21 protein-coding genes are annotated in these 22,967 nt (G+C 42.9%); all 21 read left to right on the forward strand.

The features are described from left to right. Positions 1–23: 23 nt before the first annotated feature. The 21 genes from nusA (at position 24) to ACHCNF_RS15830 (ending at position 22,963) form a co-directional block, all read left to right on the forward strand. Complete coding sequence (nusA, locus tag ACHCNF_RS15730; RefSeq protein WP_408070686.1) at positions 24–1,253, forward strand: transcription termination factor NusA; 1,230 nt, start codon at positions 24–26, stop codon at positions 1,251–1,253. 37 nt (positions 1,254–1,290) lie between these two features. After that, a complete protein-coding gene (gene rnpM, locus ACHCNF_RS15735; RefSeq protein WP_408070688.1) occupies positions 1,291–1,557 on the forward strand; it encodes an RNase P modulator RnpM in 267 nt (88 codons plus the stop codon). After that, positions 1,550–1,861, forward strand: a complete 312-nt coding sequence (locus ACHCNF_RS15740; RefSeq protein ID WP_408070689.1) for a L7Ae/L30e/S12e/Gadd45 family ribosomal protein — start codon at positions 1,550–1,552, stop codon at positions 1,859–1,861. Before rnpM ends, ACHCNF_RS15740 begins: the two co-directional genes overlap by 8 nt. A 16-nt stretch (positions 1,862–1,877) precedes the next feature. Further along, positions 1,878–4,772 (forward strand): translation initiation factor IF-2, encoded by a 2,895-nt coding sequence (infB, locus tag ACHCNF_RS15745; RefSeq protein ID WP_408070690.1) that lies wholly within the window; start codon positions 1,878–1,880, stop codon positions 4,770–4,772. Positions 4,773–4,839: 67 nt separating this feature from the next. Continuing rightward, entirely contained in the window at positions 4,840–5,250 is a 411-nt protein-coding gene (rbfA, locus tag ACHCNF_RS15750) for a 30S ribosome-binding factor RbfA (RefSeq protein ID WP_408070691.1), read from the forward strand. A 2-nt stretch (positions 5,251–5,252) separates the two neighbouring features. Continuing rightward, complete coding sequence (locus tag ACHCNF_RS15755; protein WP_408070692.1) at positions 5,253–6,218, forward strand: DHH family phosphoesterase; 966 nt, start codon at positions 5,253–5,255, stop codon at positions 6,216–6,218. Positions 6,219–6,273: 55 nt separating this feature from the next. After that, positions 6,274–7,224, forward strand: coding sequence for a tRNA pseudouridine(55) synthase TruB (gene truB, locus ACHCNF_RS15760; RefSeq protein ID WP_408070693.1), 951 nt, complete (start codon positions 6,274–6,276; stop codon positions 7,222–7,224). Between the two features lie 22 nt (positions 7,225–7,246). After that, positions 7,247–8,224: a riboflavin biosynthesis protein RibF gene (gene ribF / locus ACHCNF_RS15765; RefSeq protein WP_408070694.1), complete on the forward strand. Its 978-nt coding sequence runs from the start codon at positions 7,247–7,249 to the stop codon at positions 8,222–8,224. A gap of 215 nt (positions 8,225–8,439) precedes the next feature. After that, entirely contained in the window at positions 8,440–8,706 is a 267-nt protein-coding gene (gene rpsO, locus ACHCNF_RS15770; RefSeq protein WP_026660639.1) for a 30S ribosomal protein S15, read from the forward strand. 207 nt (positions 8,707–8,913) lie between these two features. Next, positions 8,914–11,001, forward strand: coding sequence for a polyribonucleotide nucleotidyltransferase (locus ACHCNF_RS15775; protein ID WP_408070695.1), 2,088 nt, complete (start codon positions 8,914–8,916; stop codon positions 10,999–11,001). Positions 11,002–11,152: 151 nt separating this feature from the next. Further along, positions 11,153–12,307, forward strand: coding sequence for a phosphopentomutase (locus tag ACHCNF_RS15780; RefSeq protein WP_408070696.1), 1,155 nt, complete (start codon positions 11,153–11,155; stop codon positions 12,305–12,307). A 113-nt stretch (positions 12,308–12,420) separates the two neighbouring features. Continuing rightward, complete coding sequence (locus tag ACHCNF_RS15785) at positions 12,421–14,022, forward strand: peptide chain release factor 3 (protein ID WP_408070697.1); 1,602 nt, start codon at positions 12,421–12,423, stop codon at positions 14,020–14,022. A gap of 4 nt (positions 14,023–14,026) precedes the next feature. Continuing rightward, a complete protein-coding gene (locus ACHCNF_RS15790) occupies positions 14,027–15,625 on the forward strand; it encodes a transglutaminase domain-containing protein (protein ID WP_408070698.1) in 1,599 nt (532 codons plus the stop codon). An 81-nt stretch (positions 15,626–15,706) separates the two neighbouring features. Continuing rightward, complete coding sequence (locus tag ACHCNF_RS15795) at positions 15,707–16,894, forward strand: mechanosensitive ion channel (protein WP_408070699.1); 1,188 nt, start codon at positions 15,707–15,709, stop codon at positions 16,892–16,894. Between the two features lie 117 nt (positions 16,895–17,011). Then, on the forward strand, positions 17,012–17,386 hold the full coding sequence (locus tag ACHCNF_RS15800) for an Asp23/Gls24 family envelope stress response protein (RefSeq protein WP_408070700.1): 375 nt from the start codon (positions 17,012–17,014) through the stop codon (positions 17,384–17,386). An 18-nt stretch (positions 17,387–17,404) separates the two neighbouring features. Next, complete coding sequence (nusB, locus tag ACHCNF_RS15805; protein ID WP_408070701.1) at positions 17,405–17,803, forward strand: transcription antitermination factor NusB; 399 nt, start codon at positions 17,405–17,407, stop codon at positions 17,801–17,803. Next, positions 17,796–19,013 (forward strand): exodeoxyribonuclease VII large subunit, encoded by a 1,218-nt coding sequence (gene xseA / locus ACHCNF_RS15810; protein WP_408070702.1) that lies wholly within the window; start codon positions 17,796–17,798, stop codon positions 19,011–19,013. Before nusB ends, xseA begins: the two co-directional genes overlap by 8 nt. A gap of 45 nt (positions 19,014–19,058) precedes the next feature. Continuing rightward, positions 19,059–19,283, forward strand: a complete 225-nt coding sequence (xseB, locus tag ACHCNF_RS15815) for an exodeoxyribonuclease VII small subunit (protein WP_408070703.1) — start codon at positions 19,059–19,061, stop codon at positions 19,281–19,283. Beyond that, a complete protein-coding gene (locus ACHCNF_RS15820) occupies positions 19,283–20,203 on the forward strand; it encodes a polyprenyl synthetase family protein (RefSeq protein ID WP_408070704.1) in 921 nt (306 codons plus the stop codon). Before xseB ends, ACHCNF_RS15820 begins: the two co-directional genes overlap by 1 nt. Positions 20,204–20,211: 8 nt before the next feature. Beyond that, the gene (gene dxs, locus ACHCNF_RS15825) at positions 20,212–22,080 is read left to right on the forward strand and encodes a 1-deoxy-D-xylulose-5-phosphate synthase (protein ID WP_408070705.1); all 1,869 of its coding nucleotides are present in this window, start codon (positions 20,212–20,214) and stop codon (positions 22,078–22,080) included. Beyond that, the gene (locus ACHCNF_RS15830) at positions 22,073–22,963 is read left to right on the forward strand and encodes a TlyA family RNA methyltransferase (protein ID WP_408070706.1); all 891 of its coding nucleotides are present in this window, start codon (positions 22,073–22,075) and stop codon (positions 22,961–22,963) included. Before dxs ends, ACHCNF_RS15830 begins: the two co-directional genes overlap by 8 nt. Positions 22,964–22,967: the final 4 nt, after the last annotated feature.

The following is a 22,967-nucleotide window of genomic DNA, read 5'->3' on the forward strand; positions in this document are numbered from 1 at the left end:
CATAGATTAAGGAGAAAAAAACTATGAGTAAAGAATTGATGGATGCACTCGATCTGCTTGAGAAAGAGAAGAATATCAAAAGAGATTCACTTTTTGATGCTATCGAGAATTCTCTTGTAACTGCATGCAAGAATCATTTTAAGAGTGCAGACAATATCCGCATTGATATCGATCGTGACACATGTGATATCAAGTGCTTTGCAGATAAAGAAGTTGTGGAGCTTGCTGATGACGTAATGGATCCCATCCTTGAGATCTGCCTTGATGATGCACATAAGATCAAGCCTACCGCGCAGATTGGTGATATCATCGCAGTTGAAGTTAACTCCAAGGAATTCGGCCGTATCGCTACACAGAATGCGAAGAACGTTATCCTTCAGAAGATCCGTGAGGAGGAGAAGGATGCGATTTACAGTGAATATTATGAGCATGAGCATGATATCGTTACCGGTGTTATTCAGAGATTTATCGGTAAAAATATCAGCATCAACCTTGGTAAGGCAGATGCAATGCTCAATGAGAATGAGCAGGTTAAGACTGAGCGCTATCGTCCTACAGAGCGTATCAAGGTTTATATCCTTGAGGTTAGAAATGGCAATAAGGGTCCCAGAATTCTTGTGTCACGTACACACCCCGATCTTGTAAAGAGACTCTTTGAGCAGGAAGTTGCTGAGATTCAGGACGGAACAGTTGAGATCAAGAGCATTGCCCGTGAAGCAGGTAACCGTACCAAGATTGCGGTTTATTCCAACAATCCTAATGTTGATGCGGTTGGTGCTTGCGTAGGTATCAACGGAAGCAGAGTTAATCTTATCGTAGATGAGCTCAATGGTGAGAAGATTGATATTGTTAACTGGGATGAGAACCCCGGTAACCTTATTCAGAATGCACTTTCACCTGCTAAGATCGTTGCGGTTTTCGCTGATCCCGATGAGAAGAGTGCAAAGGTTGTAGTTCCTGATTATCAGCTTTCACTTGCTATTGGTAAGGAAGGACAGAATGCAAGACTTGCAGCACGTCTTACAGGCTACAAGATAGATATTAAGAGTGAGACTCAGGCTAAGGATGCTCCCGGATTCCGTATTGAGGATTACATGGATGACGAGGAAGAGTACGAAAGCGACGAGTACGAAGAGAATGAGGAGTTCGAAGAGGGCGAATATTCCGAAGAGGAGTACGCTGAAGAAGAGTACGATGCTGAGGAGAAAGCTGAGGACAATGACGAAGCTGAAGCCGCTGAGGAAGAAGAATAATCCTTATTTCGAGATGAAGGTCAGTTAAAGGATAACTATGGAAAAAAAGAAACCTATGCGAAAGTGCGTCGGCTGCGGAGAGAGCAAAGAAAAAACGATGCTTGTCCGTGTAATCCGTGATACGGCAGGGGAGATACATCTTGATCCCACGGGACGTGCCAACGGAAGAGGCGCTTATGTATGCAGGGATGCTAAATGCCTTGAAAAGGCAATAAAGAAAAGAGGACTTGAGCGATCGCTCAAGGTAGCCATTCCGGAGGAAACTCTGGAACAGTTGAAAAAGGAGCTTGAGATAAATGGATGAAAATAAAGTTTATTCTCTGCTCGGCTTATGTCAAAAGGCAGGAAAACTGGTGAGCGGTGAGTTTGCAGTGGAGAATGCCATAAAAAGCGGAAAGGCCTGTATGGTTCTGGTAAGCAGTGATGCTTCGGATAATACGAGCAAAAAGTTCCGGGATAAATGTGATTATTATGAAGTGCCATTTTTCGTGTTCGGGGTTAAAGAAAAACTTGGACATGCGATTGGCAAGGAAGTTCGAACGAGTATTGCGATCACGGACGACGGGTTTGCAAAAAGCTTTCAGAAGAACTTACGTGTAGATGAATAGTACGGAGGAAATGTGAATGTCGAAAATTAAAATATCCGAACTCGCTTCGGAGCTTGGTGTTGAAAATAAGGAGCTTTTGGCATACCTGCAGGATCAGGGTGTTGAAGCTGCAAAGAGATCAACAAGTTCCATCGAAGACGAGGATGCGGTGAAGGTAAGAAAACACTTCGGAAGCAGCAAAGCTGATGCAAAAACTGAGAGCAAGCCTGAAGCTCCTGTGAAGGAGGACAAGCCTAAGGCAGCAGCCGAGTCTGATGATAAAAAAGGTGAGAAAAAGCCTTTAAAGAAAAAGCCCGAGGGAGAGGGGAATGTTAAAAAGAAGAAGAATATCATCTTCGTAACAAACCCTAATAATTCCAAGAGCGGCAATTTCCATGGACAGAATAATGCAAATCGCGGTGGTCAGAATAAAAATCAGAACCAGAATCAGAACCGCGACAATCGTGGAGGACAGAAGCAGGGAACATTTGCACGTTCACAGAATGTGTACCATCCCATTAAACCTTTGACAGCTCCTTCACAGCTTGAGTCATATAACACAGAGATTCCGAAATATCAGGAGCCTTCTCAGAAGCAGGCTAAGGCAGCTGCAGCATCTAAGCCGGCAGCACCTAAGACAGAGCCCGCTAAGAAGCCTGCTGCACCTGTAACCAGTGCACCTGCAGCACCTAAGACAGAAGCACCTGTAAGAGAGGGACGTCCTACAGAGAACCGCACTGCAGAGAATCGTCCTACAGAGAATCGTGGCGGTGATAATCGCAGAAACGAAGGAAGAGATCAGAACGGTCAGAACAGAAGAGGACCTCAGAATGACAGACGCGCTCCCGGACAGGGCAATTCACGCCAGGGTGGCCAGAATGCCAGACCCGGACAGGGTGCTCAGGGCAGACCGGGCTCAGATCGTCCTGCAGGAAAAGGTAAAGACTTTGCTAAGGGCAAGGACAGAGGCGGATTTGATGCTGCGCCTCCTATAAATGAAGGAAAGGGCGAAGGAAAGAGACGCTCAGGCCAGGATAAGGATAAGAGATCAAAGAAGGATCATATCTACGAAGAGAATGAAGAGATGATGCCCAGAAGCAAGAGGGTTGGTCGTTTCATCAAGCCTGAGGTTAAGAAGGTAGAGGAGCCTGAGGAGCAGATCAAGGTAATTACAATACCTGAAAAGCTTACAATAAAGGAACTCGCTGATAAGATGAAGCTTCAGCCTTCAGCTATCATTAAGAAGCTTTTCCTTGCCGGCCAGATTGTTACAGTTAACTCAGAGCTTACATATGAAGAAGCTGAGAATATAGCAATTGAGTATGATATCATTTGCGAGAAGGAAGTTCAGGTAGACGTAATTGAAGAACTTCTTAAAGAGGATGAGGAGGATGAGAGCCTTCTTACTTCCAGACCTCCGGTTGTCTGCGTAATGGGACACGTTGACCATGGTAAAACATCACTTCTTGATGCTATTCGTGACACAAGTGTTACAGACAAGGAAGCAGGCGGTATCACACAGAGAATCGGTGCATACCAGATAAAAGTTAATGACAGAAAGATTACTTTCCTTGATACACCCGGACATGAGGCTTTCACAGCTATGCGTATGCGTGGTGCTAATTCTACAGATATTGCAGTGCTTGTAGTTGCAGCTGATGACGGTGTAATGCCTCAGACTGTCGAGGCTATTAACCATGCCAAGGCAGCAGGTGTTGAGATTATCGTAGCAGTTAATAAGATTGATAAGCCCAGTGCAAATGTTGACAGAGTTAAGCAGGAAATGACAGAGTATGGTCTTATTGCTACAGATTGGGGCGGACAGACGGAGTTTGTTCCCGTATCTGCAAAGACAGGCGAAGGAATGGATACTCTTCTTGATACTATTCTTATCACTGCTGACATTCTTGAACTCAAGGCAAACGCTAACCGCGAGGCAAGAGGACTTGTCCTTGAGGCTAAGCTTGATAAGGGACGTGGTCCTGTTGCTAATGTACTTGTACAGAAGGGAACTCTCCATGTGGGTGATTTCATTTCAGCAGGTGCATGCTCAGGTAAGGTCCGTGCCATGATCGATGACAAGGGTAAGAGACTCAAAGAGGCTCGTCCTTCACAGCCTGTTGAGATTCTTGGTCTTTCAGATGTGCCGGGTGCAGGAGAAGTATTCCTTGGACACCAGAGCGATAAGGAAGCTAAACAGTATGCTAATACTTACCTTCAGCAGCAGAAGAAGGATCTTATCGAGGAGACAAAGGCTAAGATGTCACTTGATGATCTTTATTCCAAAATTGAGGAAGGTAAGCTCAAAGAACTTGATATCATCATCAAGGCAGACGTTCAGGGTAGCGTAGAAGCACTTAAGGCAAGCCTTCTTAAGCTCTCTAATGATGAGGTTGTTGTTAAGGTTATTCATGGTGGTGTTGGTGCTATTACAGAGTCTGACGTTTCACTTGCTGCTGCTTCAAATGCTATCATCATCGGATTTGATGTTCGTCCCGATGCGGTTGCCAAGAGCACAGCTGAGCATGAAGGCGTAGAGATCAAGCTTTACAAAGTAATTTATCAGGCAATTGAAGATGTTGAATATGCCATGAAGGGTATGCTTGCTCCTGTATATGAGGAGAAGGTTATCGGACATGCTGAGATTCGTCAGCTGTTCAAGGCATCCAAGGTTGGTAATATTGCCGGTGCTATCGTTACTGATGGTATGATCCAGAAGGATTGCAAAGTTCGTATCAGCAGAGATGGCGACCAGATCTTCGAGGGTGACCTTGCTTCACTTAAGCGCTTCAAAGATGATGTTAAAGAAGTTAAGGACGGATACGAGTGTGGTCTTGTATTCGAGGGCTTTGATTCAATTAACGTCGGTGATGTAGTTGAAGCTTATATTATGGTTGAGGTACCTCGCGAGAAGCTTGACGCGAAGAAATAATAAATAAAGTCATAATTCCCGGCTTATTTATATTTAACTGTTGCAAAGCAGTTAAGGAGCATAATTTATGAGAAAAAACAGTATTAAAAATATTCGTATAAACGGCGAAGTTATGAAGGTTATATCTGAGGCTATCAGATTCAGTAAGGATCCCAGGATCAGCCCTATGACATCTGTTATGGATGTAGAGGTTGCTCCTGACCTTAAGACCTGTAAGGTGTGGGTTTCTGTCATGGGTAATGATGAAGACAGACTCCGCACCGAGGAGGGACTTAAATCTGCTGCCGGTTATATCAGAAGTACAGTTGCAAAAGAATTGAATATGCGCAATACACCTGAGCTGAGATTTATCATGGATGATTCCATTGAATATGCGATCAATATGTCCAAGATAATCGACGAAGTCGCAGCTAAGGATGCAGCTGCAAAGGCTGCCAGAGGGGAAACCGATGAAGAACTTCCCGAGGAAGAGGACTGATAATGAGAATTGATGAATTGGTTAAGGGGGCCAAAACCGTAGCCATTGGCGGACACGTCCGCCCCGATGGAGACTGTGTGGGCTCCAACATGGCATTATATCTCTATTTGAAGAAAAACTATCCTGAACTCAGAGTTGATGTTTTCCTTGAACAGATACCTGAGAGCTACAGAATTATCAGCGGAACATCGGAAGTTAATAACGATTTTAAGACCGATGTGGAAAGCTACGATATATTCTTTGCACTTGATTGTGGCAAAGAGAGGCTTGGCGAAGGCGAGAAAATCTTTGACGCAGCAAGAAAAACAGTAAATATAGATCATCATATAAGTAACAAAGGGACAGGAGATGAGAATTACATCGTTCCTTCTGCAAGCTCTGCATCTGAGCTTGTATACAACTGCCTTGACAAGGATAAGATGGATGTAGAAGTTGCCAAGGCTATTTATATGGGCATAGTTACAGATACCGGTGTTTTCAAGTATTCCAACACTTCTCCTGATACGATGAAGGTTGCAGCAGATCTTATCGGATTCGGATTTGAGTTTGGAGAGCTGATAGACCACGTATTTTATGAAAAGAGCTATGTGCAGAATCAGATACTTGGAAGGGCTCTTCTTGAAAGCATGCTTATCATGCACGGTGACTGCATTGTAAGTGTGGTATCAAGGCAGACTATGGATTTCTATCAGGCGACTTCCGCTGACCTTGATGGTATTGTAAGCCAGCTCCTTCTTACTACAGGAACTGAATGTGCAATTTTCATGTATGAGATAGGAAGCCTTGAATACAAGGTGAGTCTCAGGTCTAAGGGCAAAGTGAATGTTGCCAGGATTGCTGAACTGTTTGGCGGCGGCGGGCACGCCAGAGCTGCCGGATGTACGATGAACGGAACACAGCATGATATAATTAATTCACTCTCAGAATATGTTGAGAGAGATTTAAAAGGTGTAAATGCTGTTAAGTGATAATGCACTTTAAATTATCACGAGCAGGATAGTACTTCGGAAATAATGAGGTTATATGTATAACGGACTAATCAATGTTTACAAGGAGGCAGGTTACACATCAAGTGATGTTGTGGCGCGCCTCCGTGGCATTTTAAAAATGAAAAAAATCGGACATACAGGGACTCTGGACCCGGACGCGGTAGGAGTCCTTGTTGTTTGTGTGGGAAATGGCACGAAGCTTTGCGATATGCTGACGGACCACGATAAAGAATATATAGCGGTTTGCAGACTGGGAGTTACTACGGATACCCAGGATATGTCAGGAAGAATCCTGTCTGAAAAAGAGGTCAATGTTTCAAGAGAGCAGCTTCATGAGGCAGTTAAGCGCTTTGTTGGGGAATATGACCAGATTCCTCCAATGTATTCTGCTATCAAGATTAATGGAAAGAAGCTTTATGAACTTGCAAGACAGGGAAAGGAAGTTGAGAGAAAGCCCAGAAGAATCAATATCGAGGCCATTACTATACTTGATGATTCCCATCTTGAGGATGAGCATATTTTTACAATGGAGGTAAAGTGTTCAAAGGGAACCTACATCAGGACTCTCTGCAATGATATAGGTGAGGCTCTTGGCTGTGGGGCTGCAATGGAGCATCTTACAAGAACTGCAGTGGGAAGCTTTCATCTGGAGACAGCTCACACTCTTGATCAGATCGAGCAGCTTCGCGACGAGGGAAGAGTGGAAGAGATAGTTGCTTCCACTGAAAGCCTTTTCAGGGACCTTGATTATTGTATTGTCCGCGATGACTACAGAAGGATGCTTGAAAACGGAAACAGCTTCAAGGTTGAGAACCTTGTAAGTGAGGCGCCTGAAGATGAACAGGATTTTGTTGAACCCGAAAAACTCTATTCTGACGGTTGCAGAGTGAGGGTATACTCCGAGGACGGAACTTTCTTTGGCATATATAAATGTGATGAAAGAACGGGGCAGTTCAGAGTAGAGAAGTTTTTCTATATACAATAGATATGAATTGGAGCAGAAGAAAATGCGGATAATATCCGGAGAGACACAATTTCATATAGAGGATAAAACCGCAGTAGCTATCGGTAAATTTGATGGTGTACATATGGGACACCAAAAACTCCTGAGGCATATTCTTGATAAGAAGGAGCAGGGGATGAAAGCGACAATTTTCACATTTGATCCCCCGCCTGCAGTATTTTTTGCCAACATGGCTGATGCCGGCAAGCCTGCAGAAGCTAAAAGTTCAGACAGCAAAAAGAGCGCAATGCTGACGCAGCTTCTTACAAAAGATGAAAAGAGGCGAAAGTTTGAAGCACTTGGAATAGATATCCTTGTTGAATTTCCTATGAACGCTGAAACGGCGCACACCATGCCTGAAGACTTTGTCAGAAATATTCTTAGTGACAGGATGAATGCTGCCTATATTGCTGCGGGAGATGACCTATCCTATGGTTATAAGGGGAGGGGCGATTTTTCTCTTTTGAACAAACTTGCACCGGAGCTTGGGTACAGAACTCATGCTATCAAAAAGCTACAGATGTTTGGGAGAGATGTCAGCTCCAGTTTTATCAAAGAGGAAATATTAAGCGCTGAGATGGAGAGAGCAGCAGAGCTTCTTGGAGAAATATACTATGTGGGCGGTGTGGTTGCGCACGGCAAAAAGCTTGGAAGGACCATAGGATTTCCTACGGTTAATCTGCTTCCGCCGGACGAAAAATGCCTGCCACCATATGGCGTCTATTTTTCAGAGGTGAGAGTAGATGACAGAAAATATCACGGAATGACCAATATTGGGCTTCGTCCTACGGTGTCAAATAACGGACAGGTCAGCGTTGAGACCTATATTTATGATTTTGACGGCGATTTATATGGCAAATATTTGGAAATAGCTCTTTTGACTTTTCATAGAAAAGAGCAGAAATTTGCCAGTGTGGAGGTACTGCAAAGACAGCTTGACCTTGACCTTGAGGCCGGCAGAAATTATTTCAGCTATGAATGATTGATCTATGGAATTCGATCAAGAATAGCCCCGGATTGTCAAAGGAAAAATGAAATCGCCTGAGAAATATATATATCTTTACATTTACATGTGGGCATGTTAAAATTACTTGGTTTCTCATGTGAGGAACGATAATGTAATTACCGATACTCGGAGGATGGAACTCCAGCCACTTCCTGGTATACGGCACATCGAATTTTCAAAGGAGAAGAAACATGATTTCAAAGGAAAAGAAGACAGAAGTTATCAATCAGTATGCTAGAAAAGCTGGCGACACAGGTTCACCGGAGGTTCAGGTTGCTATTCTTACAACAAGAATCAAGGAGCTCAACGAGCACCTCAACACACATCCGAAGGATCACCACTCAAGAAGAGGTCTTCTTAAGATGGTAGGTAGAAGACGTGCTCTTCTTGCATACCTCAAGAAGAATGACCTTGAGAAGTATCGTAAGCTTATTGCTGATCTTGGACTCAGAAAGTAATTTCCTAAGGGAGAATAAGGCGGGGATGCCGATTAGAAATAGTCGGCTTATTCCGCCTTGTTTTATTTCTGCTTAAAATGATTAATACCTTCCTGCTTTCTCTCATGTGAGGAGGTGTCAGCAGAGCTGACGTATGAGGGTTTAATATAAAACATAAATTTATATATAATTTATGCGCCCGAGGATGGCGCGAGAAGGAGATTTAATATGAAAACATTTTCAACAGAACTTGCCGGAAGAACTCTTACAATTGAGATTGGTAAAGTTGGTAAGCAGGCTAATGGATGTGCATTCATGAAGTACGGTGATACAACAGTACTTTGTACAGCAACTGCTTCTGATAAGCCCAGAGACGGAATTGATTTCTTTCCTCTCAGTGTAGAGTATGGTGAGAAGTTTTACTCTGTAGGTAAATTCCCCGGAGGATTCAATAAGAGAGAGGGTAAGCCTTCTGAGAATGCTATTCTCACAAGCCGTGTTATAGATAGACCTATGCGTCCTCTTTTCCCTAAGGACTATCGTAATGACGTTACTATTGAGACTATGGTAATGTCTGTAGATACACAGTGCCGTCCTGAGCTTGTTGCAATGATCGGTGCTTCAGTATCTGTTTCTATTTCAGATATTCCTTTTGATGGTCCCTGCGCTATGACTCAGATCGGTATGATCGATGGTGAGTTCATTGTTAACCCTTCACAGGAGCAGTGGGACAAGGGTGATATGCGTCTTACAGTTGCTTCAGTTGGTCAGAAGGTTATCATGATCGAGGCAGGATGTAACGAGATTCCTGAAGATAAGATGAAGGAAGCTATCTACCTTGCACATGACGTTAACCTTAAGCTCATTGATTTTATTAAGGGCATCGTAGCAGAGGTTGGTAAGCCGAAGCACTCATATGATAGCTGCGCAGTTCCTCAGGAACTCTTTGATGCCATCAAGGAAGTTGTTCCTCCGGAAGAGATGGAGAACGCTGTATTTACAGACGAGAAGCAGAAGAGAGAGGCTAATATTGCTGACATTACTGCTCGTCTTGAAGAGAAGTTTGCTGACAACGAAGAATGGCTTGCTATTCTTGGTGAGGCTATTTATCAGTATGAGAAGAAGACTGTACGTAAGATGATTCTTAAGGACCACAAGCGTCCCGACGGAAGAGCAATTGACCAGATTCGTCCTCTTTCTGCTGAGATCGATCTTATTCCTCGCGTTCACGGTAGTGCTATGTTCACACGTGGACAGACTCAGATCTGTGATGTAACAACACTTGCTCCTCTTTCAGAGATGCAGAAGGTTGAGGGACTTGATCCTTATGTAACAGGCAAGAGATATATCCACCAGTACAACTTCCCTGCTTATTCAGTAGGTGAGACTAAGGTTTCAAGAGGTCCCGGACGTCGTGAGATCGGACACGGAGCTCTTGCAGAGAGAGCACTTCTCCCTGTACTTCCTTCAGAGGAGGAGTTCCCTTACGCAATCCGCTGCGTATCAGAGACATTTGAGTCAAACGGATCAACTTCAATGGCTTCCACATGTGCATCATGTATGTCACTTATGGCTGCCGGTGTTCCGATCAAGAAGATGGTAGCAGGTATCAGCTGTGGTCTTGTAACAGGTGATACAGATGATGATTTCGTGGTACTTACAGATATTCAGGGTCTTGAGGACTTCTTCGGAGACATGGACTTCAAGGTAACAGGAACTAAGGAAGGTATCACAGCTATACAGATGGATATCAAGATCCATGGTCTTACTAAGGCTATCGTTGAGCAGGCTATTTCACAGTGCCGTCAGGCTCGCCTCTTCATCATGGATGAGTGCATGAGCAAGGCTATTGCTGAGCCTCGTAAGGAGGTAAGCCAGTATGCTCCTAAGATCATATCTATCGAGATTGATCCTGATAAGATCGGTGATGTAGTTGGCCAGAGAGGTAAGACTATTAACGAGATCATCGAGCGCACAGGCGTTAAGATTGATATCACAGACGATGGTAAGGTAAGCATCTGCGGCGAAGATAAGGATAAGATGCAGCAGGCTATCGATATGATCAATATTATTACAACAGAATTCGAGAAGGGCCAGATCTTCACAGGAAAAGTTGTAAGCATCAAGGAGTTTGGTGCATTTGTTGAGTTCGCTCCCGGCAAAGAGGGTATGGTACACATCTCTAAGATTGCTAACGAGCGTATCGATCACGTTGAGGATGTTCTTACTCTCGGCGATGAGGTTAAGGTTGTTTGCCTTGGCAAGGACCGCATGGGCAGAATCAGCTTTTCAATGAAAGACGTCGCTCAGAAATAATAGATGACAGCTATGCTGAACATTCGGCTATGAATATGGTAAAATATAGGGGATGCGAGTATTCGCATCCCTTTTTACAACTATTTGACACATGGCTAAGAGTAATAGCTTTGTGTGTTTTGAACAAATTAATTCCTGGAGGTAGACTTTTATGGGAAGAATTTTTTTGATAGTTTTGGACAGCTTTGGAGTAGGTGAAGAGCCTGATGCTGCTGAGTACGGAGATTTTGATGTAAATACTATTAGAGCGTGTGCGACGAGCAAGTATTTTGATATGCCTAATATGGGAGCCATGGGACTCTTTAATATAGATGGCGTTGATTGCAGACCATCTGTTGCTAATCCTACCGCAGCATATGCGAGATGCCAGGAGGCAAGTAAGGACAAGGATACAACAACAGGCCACTGGGAGATTGCCGGAGTTATTTCACCCAAGCCCATGCCGAAGTTCCCTGATGGATTCCCCAAGGAGTTCCTTGATGCGTTTAGTAAGAGAGTTGGAAGAGGAGTTATCTGCAATAAGCCCTATTCCGGTACGCAGGTTATTAATGACTACGGTGATGAGCATGTAAAGACTGGCGATTTGATTGTCTATACATCTGCTGACAGCGTTTTTCAGATTGCTGCACATGAGGATGTTGTTCCTCTCGAAACACTCTATGAATACTGCCACATAGCAAGAGAGATGCTTCAGGGAGACCTGGGAGTTGGGCGCGTTATAGCAAGACCTTTTGTGGGAACAAGCGGTAACTACACCAGAACACCCCACAGACATGACTATTCACTTGAACCGCCTAAGACAACCATGCTTGATCAGCTCAAGGCAGCCGGCAAGGATGTTCTCGGGGTTGGTAAGATTCGCGACATTTTTGAAGGAAAAGGTCTCACGGAATTTGTATTTTCAGAGAGCAATGCAGACGGAATCGAAAAGACTCTTGCGTACATGGATAAGGACTTCGACGGACTTTGCTTTGTTAATCTTGTGGATTTCGATATGCTTTACGGCCACAGACGTGACATTGACGGATATGCGAAGGCACTCAATTATTTTGATACTAAGCTTCCTGAAATGGTATCTAAGCTTAGAGATGACGATATCATCATGATGACTGCTGATCATGGTTGTGATCCTTCATATCTAAAGACTACGGATCATACCAGAGAGTACATTCCTTTCATTATGTATGGTAATAATGTAACGCCCAAGAATCACGGTACAAGAAGCACATTTGCTGATATTGGAGCTACAGTTCTTGATTACTTTGGAATAAAGCCTGAGTTTGAAGGAACTTCAATGCTTCACTAAGGTAAGTGAATAACCTCATACAATTTATTGACTTTACGCGCACTCTTTCATAAAATAGAAAGAGTGCGTTTTTCGCGTGTCGTTATGTTTTAGATATTTAGAAAGGTTAAATAATGAGTAATAACCAAACTACAGAAGAGATTAATAAGAGACGAACTTTTGCAATTATATCCCACCCTGATGCAGGTAAGACTACACTTACAGAGAAATTCCTTCTCTACGGAGGAGCCATAAATCTCGCCGGATCGGTTAAAGGTAAGGCAACAGCCAGACATGCCGTATCTGACTGGATGGAGATTGAAAAACAGCGTGGTATTTCTGTTACATCTTCAGTTCTTCAGTTTAACTTTGAAGATTGCTGCATAAATATTCTGGACACACCCGGACATCAGGATTTCTCGGAGGATACTTATCGTACACTTATGGCTGCGGATTCAGCAGTCATGGTTATAGATGCAAGTAAGGGTGTTGAGCCCCAGACCAAGAAGCTGTTCAAAGTCTGCACAATGAGACATATTCCGATTTTTACATTCATTAATAAGCTCGACCGTGACGCGATGGATACATATGAGCTTCTTGATGATATTGAGAACCACCTTGGAATAGCAACATGTCCCATGAATCTTCCCATAGGTTCCGGTAAAAACTTTAAAGGAATCTATGACAGAAGAGAAAAACATGTAGTTACTTTCCAGGACACAATGAAGGGAACCAAAGAAGGTACAGAGACCATAATTCCCATGGATGACAGAGATCAGCTTATCTCAACCATAGGTGAGGAGGCACTTGAGAATCTTGAGGGTGAGATCGAGCTTATGGATGGCGCAGGTGCTGAATTTGACCTTGATGAAGTAAGAGCAGGTCAGCTTACTCCTGTTTTCTTTGGATCAGCTCTGCAGAACTTCGGGGTTGAGCTCTTCCTTCATAACTTTCTTCAGATGGCGACACCTCCCACAGGTAGAGTAGATGCTGAAGGTGAGATCATCGATCCTAAGGATCATGAATTTACAGCTTTTGTTTTCAAGATTCAGGCGAATATGAACAAGGCTCACAGAGACAGAGTAGCATTCATGAGAATCTGTTCGGGACGCTATGATGCTGATAAGGAAGTTAAGCATGTTCAGTCCGGAAAAGTATTCAGACTTTCACAGCCTCAGCAGCTTATGGCTGATGAGCGTAAGATTTTGAGTGAAGCATATGCCGGTGATATAATGGGTGTGTTTGATCCCGGTATTTTTTCCATAGGCGATACGGTATGTATGCCTAAGGATACAGTAAAATATGAGGGCATACCGACCTTTGCTCCTGAGCATTTTGCCAGAGTGCGCCAGGTTGATACCATGAAGCGTAAGCAATTTGTTAAAGGTATTGAACAGATTGCTCAGGAAGGTGCCATTCAGATTTTCCAGGAATTTAATATGGGAATGGAGGAGATTATCGTAGGAGTTGTCGGTGTCCTCCAGTTTGATGTTTTGAAATTCAGACTTGAAAATGAATATAATGTCGAAATAATACTGGATATGTTACCATATGAGTATATTCGTTGGGTTGACAATGAAGATGTAGACATGAATTCACTTGTTGGAACTTCAGATATGAAGAAGATCAAGGATATGAACGGCAGACCTCTTCTTATCTTTATCAATGAATGGAGTCCTCAGATGGTTCTTGACAGAAACAAGGGACTCTCACTTAGCGAATTCAGAAAGAATTAAAGTTATGAAGAAAGACAGATGTTTTAAAAACTTAATAGGGAAAGCATCTGTCTTTTTTGCATTTTTATGCATGGGGCTGATGCTGAACGGTTGCGGAAGTGCAAACGATTCTGTATCAAAATTCCTGCAGGACAATAATCTCTTAAACAATGGGGATAAGATCACCTTTGGAAAGAAAAACAGGGAAGGCGATGGTTCAAAGGCGCCGGAAGAAGAATCTGCTGCGGATACAGAAACTGCTGCAGTTACAGAGAGCGCTGCAACTTCTGAAAAAACTGAGGACGACTCCCTGGCGGGAGCAGGGAGTGAAATTGTAGTCTCTACCCCGGAAAATGACGATTCAAAAGCTGAAAACTCAGAAACTGAAAATTCAGAAGGAGCTACTTTTGATCCGGAAAAGGTTAACAAGGCTATAGATGAGCTGATAACAAGGATCGAGGTGGAAACTGGACGCACCGGCAGACATAAGGATGTTGAGACAACGGAGGAAGAGGCAGGAAAAGATGCCACAACATTTTTCAGCGATTCTTATCAGCAGTCTCAGAGAGATTCCATAGGCTTATCAGCAGTAGACATAGATGAGATTAAAAAGACTCAGGAAGGCAACTATGCCTATCAGCATCTTACGGATGAAGGCCAGACTCTCTATGTAGAACTGTATAAGATCATACAGACAAGGTCAGAGGATATAGTGGTTTCTACTCTTGATGAAGAGACACTGGATGTGGTGTGTCAGTTTGTGCTTGCAGACCACCCTGAACTTTTCTATATGGATGGCTACACCTACACAAGATACACTGTTGCGGGAGTTCTTAAAAAGATTTCATTTACAGGTAATTATATTTACAACGCTGAGGAGATAGCAGCGAGACAGGAAAAAATAGACGAGTATGTAAGAACATGTCTGTCAGGAGTGGATGCTGAGTCGGATACCTATTCAAAGGTTAAATATATTTATGATTATCTTATAACCAACACGGAATATGATGCTAAGGCGCCGGACAATCAGAATATCTGCTCGGTATTTTTATATGGCAGATCGGTATGTCAGGGCTATGCCAAAGCTACACAGTATCTCCTTAAGCAGCTTGGGATACCGGCTACTCTGGTTACGGGTAAAGTTCAGGGAGTAGGCCACGCCTGGAATCTGGTTCTGGTTGACGGAGAATATACTTATGTGGATACCACCTGGGGTGATTCTTCTTATCAGAAGCAGGAATCAGGCAATGAGAACTCACAGAAGCTCCCGCTTATAAACTACACTTATCTTTGCTGCACGACGCAGGATATCAGCAGAACACATACAATATCAGAAACTCTTCCGGTTCCTGATTGCACTTCCATGAAAAATAACTACTATGTGAGGGAGGGTGAATATTTTTCTGAGAACGATTACGATGCCCTTGGGGAACTTTTCGAAAGAAGATATGCTGACGGCAGTAATAATATCACGATAAAATGCAGCACCCGTGCGGTTTATGATGAGTTTATACGTAATCTTATAACCGACCAGAAGGTGTTTGGATATATGGAAGGCTCGAATAATACAGTGTCATATACGACCTTTGATGAGCAGTACATTCTTATCATATGGCTGTACTGATTATGCTCTGTTCTTCTTGAACAATACTATTTTCGTGTGATAAAATGTTCATAGCTTTGTTGAAAACAAGGAGGAAATGGTATGTTAAATCTAACAAATTTTATGACCGGAATATTTGGGGGACTGGGGAAAGTAGTTGTAGCACTGCTTATTTTGCTTGTAGCTTACATTGCTGCATCTATAGCAAAATCCCTTATCATCAAGCTTCTCACACACACTAAGCTCGGTTTTATCGTATCAAGAGCTGACGGTCCAAGACCCGGAGTAACAATTACTTACATCAGTAAGCTGGTTTACTTCCTGGTATTTCTGCTTTTTATTCCACAGATTTTTTCTGCACTTGGAATAGATAGCATTTCAGGTCCTATCTTAGGCCTTTTGAACACAGTTTGGGGTTATGTTCCCAACATTCTTGCTGCAATAATTGTTATCTTCGTAGGCAATATCATCGCAACTACAGTACGTGCACTTCTTGCACCTCTTTTTGCACAGCTCAGACTTGACGAGCTTCAGGCAAAGGCAGGTCTTGAGGTTAAGGACAATGCTAAGCTTTCATACACACTTGCTTATATTGTGTATGTCCTTATCATGATTCCTGTTTTCATCGTTGCACTGAATGTACTTAAGATTGACGCAATTACAGCACCTGCTGTAAACATGCTCTCAGTTGTAATTGATTACATTCCTCGCATCGTTGTAGCATGCCTTGTAGTATTTGTAGGATATCTTATCGGCAGATTTACAGGACAGATAGTAACTCAGCTTCTTGCTTCAACAGGTGTTGATAAAAAGCTCACAGATGCTACAGAAGGTAAGACAGAGAAGTTTGTCCTTTCAAGAGTTACAGGTACTGTTGTACAGGTTGTCATCAACATTATCTTTATCGCTCAGGGCTTTGCTGTAGTAGATCTTAAGGTGCTTACAGACATAGGTGCTTCAATTATCGGCTATATGCCTAAGGTACTTGCTGCTATTATTGTTCTTACACTTACATACTTTGCAGCAATCCTTGCTGAGAAGGCACTTAAGAAAAACGGTATGAATGGCTATGCAATGATTTCCAAGGTAGTTATCTTTGTTATCGGAATCATCATGGTTCTCAACCAGCTTGGCATTGCTACTACAATCGTTAACTCTGCCTTCATCATTATTATCGCAGCTCTTGCAGTAGCATTTGCAATTTCCTTCGGTGTCGGCGGAAGAGCATTTGCAGCTAAGCAGCTTGAAAAGTTTGATAAATATATAGAAGACAACAAGAAGAACAAATAATTTTCAGCTTGAAAAATGAATAAGTGATTCAGACGGAGGGCAAACATAAAAAGTTGCCCTCTGTTTTTATATCTTGTATAATTATAAAGATTTCATTATGAAAGGAACGTGATTATTATGGAAAAGGAAGTACAGAATAATACACTTATTAAATCCAAGGGAATCGCATCAGTTAAGATCGCTGATGATGTTGTTTCCAAGATTGCAGCCCTTGCAGCACTTGAGGTTGATGGCGTAAGTGCTATGGCTGGCAATTATACAAGTGATACTATTGAGAAAGCAAGTCCTAAGAATATTCAGAAGAGCTCCAGAATTTTCGTAAATGATGGTAAGGTTCGTGTGGATATGTCAATTCTTATGAACTATAGCTACAATATACCTGCTACCAGCAAACTTGTGCAGGACAGAGTTAAGAGCCAGGTAGAGAGCATGACCGGACTCGATGTTACAGATGTCAATGTTCGCATTGCCGGAATCACAATGCCTGAATAAATAAACACAGAGGATAATATGACAAGATCAGAATTAAGAGAACAGGTTTTTCAGCTCCTATTCCGCGTTGAGTTCAACACCAAGGAAGAGATGAGAGAGCAGGAGGACCTCTTTATTGAAACAAACGATATTGAGATGAGCGAAGCAGATGTGAACTTTGTGAAGACTCGTTATGAGAGTATTGCAGAGAAGCTTACTGATATCGATAAGCTCATCAATGAGGTTACTACCGGATGGGACACAGGCCGTATTGGCAAGGTTGAACTTGCTATTTTGAGACTTGCGGTTTACGAGATTAAATTTGACGAGAACATCCCTACCGGAGTAGCAATTAACGAGGCGGTTGAACTGTCTAAGAAATTTGGTCAGGACGGCGCATCCTCCTTTGTAAACGGAGTGCTGGCTAAGTTTGCGTAACGTATATACAGTTGAGCAGATAAATTCTTATATAAAAAATATGTTCAGGCAGGATTTTCTTCTTTCATCCCTGGTGGTGAAGGGAGAGATCAGTAACTGCAAATATCACTCCTCCGGTCACATCTATTTTACGCTTAAGGATGCGTCCGGAGCGATTTCATGTGTAATGTTCCGAGGAAGTGCTGCGACCGGACTTAAGTTTCGGATGCAGGAGGGACAACAGGTTCAGGTTACGGGATCGGTTGATGTCTATGAACGCGACGGCAAGTACCAGCTCTACGCTACCAAAATTGAGTTAGATGGAGAGGGTGCTTTATTTGAGCGTTTTGAAAAGCTTAAAAAAGAGCTTGAAGAACGGGGAATGTTTGCGAAAGAATATAAGCAGGAGATTCCCAAACATATCAAGACGCTTGGCGTTGTTACAGCTCCTACAGGTGCTGCAGTTCGGGATATCATCAATATCTCTACCAGAAGGAATCCATACGTTCAGATTTATCTATATCCTGCAATTGTTCAGGGAGATCAGGCTAAGGACAGTATAGTTCGCGGTATCAGTACGCTGACAGCCATGAACGTTGACGTGATCATAGTTGGCAGAGGTGGCGGCTCTATAGAGGATTTATGGGCATTTAACGAGGAAGAAGTTGCTGAGGCGATTTTTAATTGCCCCATACCCATAATATCTGCAGTAGGTCATGAGACGGATTGGACTATCGCAGATTTTGTGGCAGATTTAAGAGCACCTACGCCGTCGGCTGCAGCAGAGCTTGCTGTTTATGAGATTGATCTTCTGATTCAGGACATAAATGCGTATGCAGATATACTCTCAAGAAGAATGAATGATAAGATATCAAGACTTCGAGATAAGGCTGCAAGCGACAAGAGACTTTTGGAACATCTGTCTCCCGAAGCCAAAATCAGGGATCAGCGGATGAGAGCAGCTCAGAGCACAGAACGGCTTGAGAGACTTATAACGGATATAATCAGGGAAAAGAGACATCTTCTGGATGTTGATATAGAGAGACTAAAGGCACTTAGCCCGCTTGATAAGCTTCAGTCCGGATTTTCATATATATCTGATGAAAAGGGGCAGAATGTCAGAAGCATTCAGAGTGTGAGTGCAGGTGACAGGCTTGAAATAAATGTCAAAGACGGTGTTATTGATGCAGAGGTAATTGGAACCAAGGCTGTTGCGCTGTCAGACTCATGAGCGATTTAACATAGCTTTTAGACAGCGATTAGGGATGAGGAACATATGGCAAAGGAAAAGGATATAAAGGAACTCACTATTGAGGAAGCCTTTAGTGAGGTAGATGAGAAAATAAAAGAGCTTGAAAAGAGTGACGTGACTTTGGAGGATTCATTTAAGCTGTTTAAAGAGGGGATGGACCTCTTAAAGCATTGCAATGACTCAATAGATAAGGTTGAGAAGAAGGTTCAAAAAGTCATGTCAGACGGACATACGGAGGATTTTGAGTGATGCCTGAGTTTGAAAAGCAACTGGATGAGAAAGCAGCAGAGGCGGAAGCTGTCATTAAAAAATTCCTTCCGGCAGAAGAAGGATATCAGAAGACTGTAATTGAAGCCATGAACTACAGTGTTATGGCAGGAGGAAAGCGCATAAGACCTGTACTTATGATGGAAATGTTCAGGCTTCTTGGCGGCAGCGATATGGAGCTTATCCGGCCATTTATGGCGGCTATTGAGATGATTCATACATATTCGCTTGTGCATGATGATCTTCCCGCTATGGATAACGATGAATACAGGCGCGGCAGAAAAACCACACATGTTGTTTATGGTCCGGGCATGGCAACTCTTGCCGGTGATGGTCTTTTGAACTATGCATATGAAACTGCTCTGAAGGTGTTTTTCTGTAAAGAAGAGCTGAAGCCTTTTGATGGTGATATAAGTGACAGAAGAGCTAAGGCTCTTGAGATTCTCACCCGTAAAGCCGGAATCTACGGTATGGTTGGCGGCCAGTGTGCTGACATTGAAGCTGAGGGCAAGGCTGAAGCCACAGAGGAAGAGCTTATTTTTATTCATGAAAATAAAACAGCTGCAATGCTTGAAAGCAGTATGATGATAGGTGCTATTTTAGCCGGAGCTGATAAGAAGACATTAGACGATATAGAGATGGCAGCAAGAAAAATCGGCGTCGCTTTTCAGATTCAGGATGATGTGCTTGATGTCACAGGAGATGAGGCTGAGCTTGGAAAACCGATTGGTTCCGATGAGAAGAACGAGAAAACAACCTATGTGACTTTACATGGTTTGGAGGATTCCAAGGCTGAGGTTAAGAAGCTTTCTGATGAAGCAATACAGATTCTTTCAGGGTTTGAGGGGGCCGGTACATTTTTGATTCCCCTCGTGACATGGATGATATCACGAAATAAATGAGGACTGACATGTTAATTGATAATATCAATAAGCCAAATGACATAAAGAAAATTCCCACAGCTAAGCTTCCTGAGCTTGCAAAGGAGATAAGGGAATTTCTTATTAAAAAAATAAGTGTTACAGGTGGGCATCTTGCTTCGAACCTTGGAGCGGTAGAGCTTACTATGGCACTTCATCTTGAACTTGATTTACCAAAGGACAAGATTATATGGGACGTCGGTCATCAATCCTATACCCACAAGCTTCTCACAGGTCGTAAGGCCGGCTTTGACAATCTTAGAAAATTCGGAGGCATGAGCGGATTCCCCAAGAGATCGGAATCTGATTGTGACTGCTTTGATACAGGTCATAGCTCAACCAGCTTGTCAGCAGGTCTTGGAATGGTACGAGCAAGACAGCTTTCCGATGAAAAATACACAGTCGTTTCTGTTATCGGAGATGGGTCACTGACAGGTGGACTAGCTTATGAAGCATTAAATAATGCTGCAAAATTGGATACTAATTTTATTATGATCCTTAACGACAACGAGATGTCTATTTCGGAAAACGTCGGAGGTATGGCTAAATATCTCAATGTTGTCAGAACAAATGAAGGCTATCTTAATTTAAGAGATGATATTTATAATTCCCTTAAAAACTCAAGTCCCAAGATGGTAAATGGTATCAGAAGAGCAAAGAACAGCTTCAAACAGCTCTTTGTACCCGGAATGGTATTTGAGAACCTGGGAATTACTTATCTCGGACCGATTGATGGGCATAATATTTCAGCGCTTAGAGCTGCTATTCGCGAAGCCAAGAAGGTTCGCAAAGCAGTTATGATACATGTGGTTACTAAAAAGGGTAAGGGTTTTGAGCCTGCTGAGAGACACCCTGCGAGATTTCATGGAACGGAGCCTTTCCTTATTGAAAACGGTATTCCGAGAAATCCCAGAACCACAGCAAATTATCAGGATATTTTCAGCACTGTAATGTGCAAGATAGGTGAGAGGGAGCCTAAGGCAGTTGCAATTACCGCTGCTATGGCTGACGGAACAGGTTTAAAGAGATTCAGGAACATGTATCCTGAGAGATTCTTTGACGCGGGTATTGCAGAAGAGCATGCCGTAACATTTGCAGCAGGACTTGCTGTTGGCGGATATCATCCTATTTTTGCGGTTTACAGTTCATTTTTACAAAGAGCATACGATCAGGTACTTGAGGATGTCTGTCTGCAGAATCTGCCCGTTACATTTGCAATAGACAGGGCAGGACTTGTAGGAAGTGACGGTGAGACCCATCAGGGAATTTTTGATCTGTCATATCTATCAAGTATGCCAAACATGCATATCATGGCCCCAAAAAATAAGTGGGAGCTGTCTGATATGCTGAAGTTTGCTATTCAGTTTGAAGGACCTACCGCAATTCGTTATCCCAGAGGAAATGCCTACGATGGACTTCACGAATTCAGAGCACCCATAGAGATGGGGAAAGCTGAACCCATCTATAAGGAGAGGGATATTGTACTTTTTGCTGTGGGAAGTATGGTAAAGACTGCAGAGAAGGTAAGGGAGATACTTATTGAAAAGGGATACAACTGCTCACTTACCAATGCAAGATTTGTTAAGCCCATAGATGAAGACTATATCAAAGAGGCTTCCAAGAAGCACAAGCTCATCGTAACTATGGAAGAAAATGTTATTACCGGAGGCTTCGGCGATCAGGTAAGGCGCTTTATCTGCGATGAGGAAATAGACTTAGTTCAGCTGTGTATAGCACTGCCGGATGAGTTTGTAACCCATGGCTCATGCGATCAGCTCTACAAAGAGCTTGGAGTTGATGCGGAGTCTGTTGCCAAAAAGGTAATTAGAAAATACGAGGAAATAACAATAAATGGCTAAAGAAAGGCTTGATGTCATTCTGGTTTCCCGAGGACTTGCTACCTCACGTGAAAAGGCAAAGGCCGTCATTATGGCGGGAGATGTTTTTGTAAACGGTCAGAGAGAGGATAAGCCCGGGACATCCTTTGATGAATCAAAAATTACATCACTTGAAGTTAAAGGAGATCAGTTGCCTTATGTCAGCAGAGGAGGCTTAAAGCTAGAGAAAGCAATGAAGAGCTTCGAGCTTACCCTGGATGGATTTGTCTGTATGGATATAGGCGCTTCCACCGGAGGCTTTACCGATTGCATGCTTCAAAATGGAGCTGTAAAGGTTTATTCGGTTGACGTAGGACACGGACAGCTCGCATGGAAGCTCAGGTCTGATGAGAGAGTTGTCTGCATGGAGAAGACGAATTTCAGATATCTTACAAGGGATGATATAGATGATGATCTTGATTTTGCATCTGTTGATGTATCATTCATATCACTGACAAAGATACTGATTCCTGCCAGAAAACTCCTTAAAGACGGTGGTGAGATGGTTTGTCTTATAAAGCCCCAGTTTGAAGCCGGAAGAGAAAAGGTCGGCAAGAAGGGTGTTGTAAGAGAGCCCGAAACGCATGAAGAGGTTATTCGCAAGGTAATCGATTTTGCGGATATTATAGGATTTAAGGTTCTGAATCTTGATTTTTCACCGGTTAGGGGACCGGAGGGAAATATAGAATATCTGCTCTATATTCATAAGGATGAGAGCAGGAATATAGAGGTCAGCGAAATAAATGAGGGCACAGGACTTCATATGCTTGCTGACGTAATTGAAGCAGGAAATGGGAAATCTTCAGATCCGGAGATTTCAAAGCTTATTCAGGAGACGGTAAAAAGAGCACACGGGGAGCTTTAAAAAT

Origin of the sequence: Butyrivibrio sp. NATIVEDY162, assembly GCF_045999815.1 — a bacterium.
GTDB lineage: Bacteria > Bacillota > Clostridia > Lachnospirales > Lachnospiraceae > Butyrivibrio.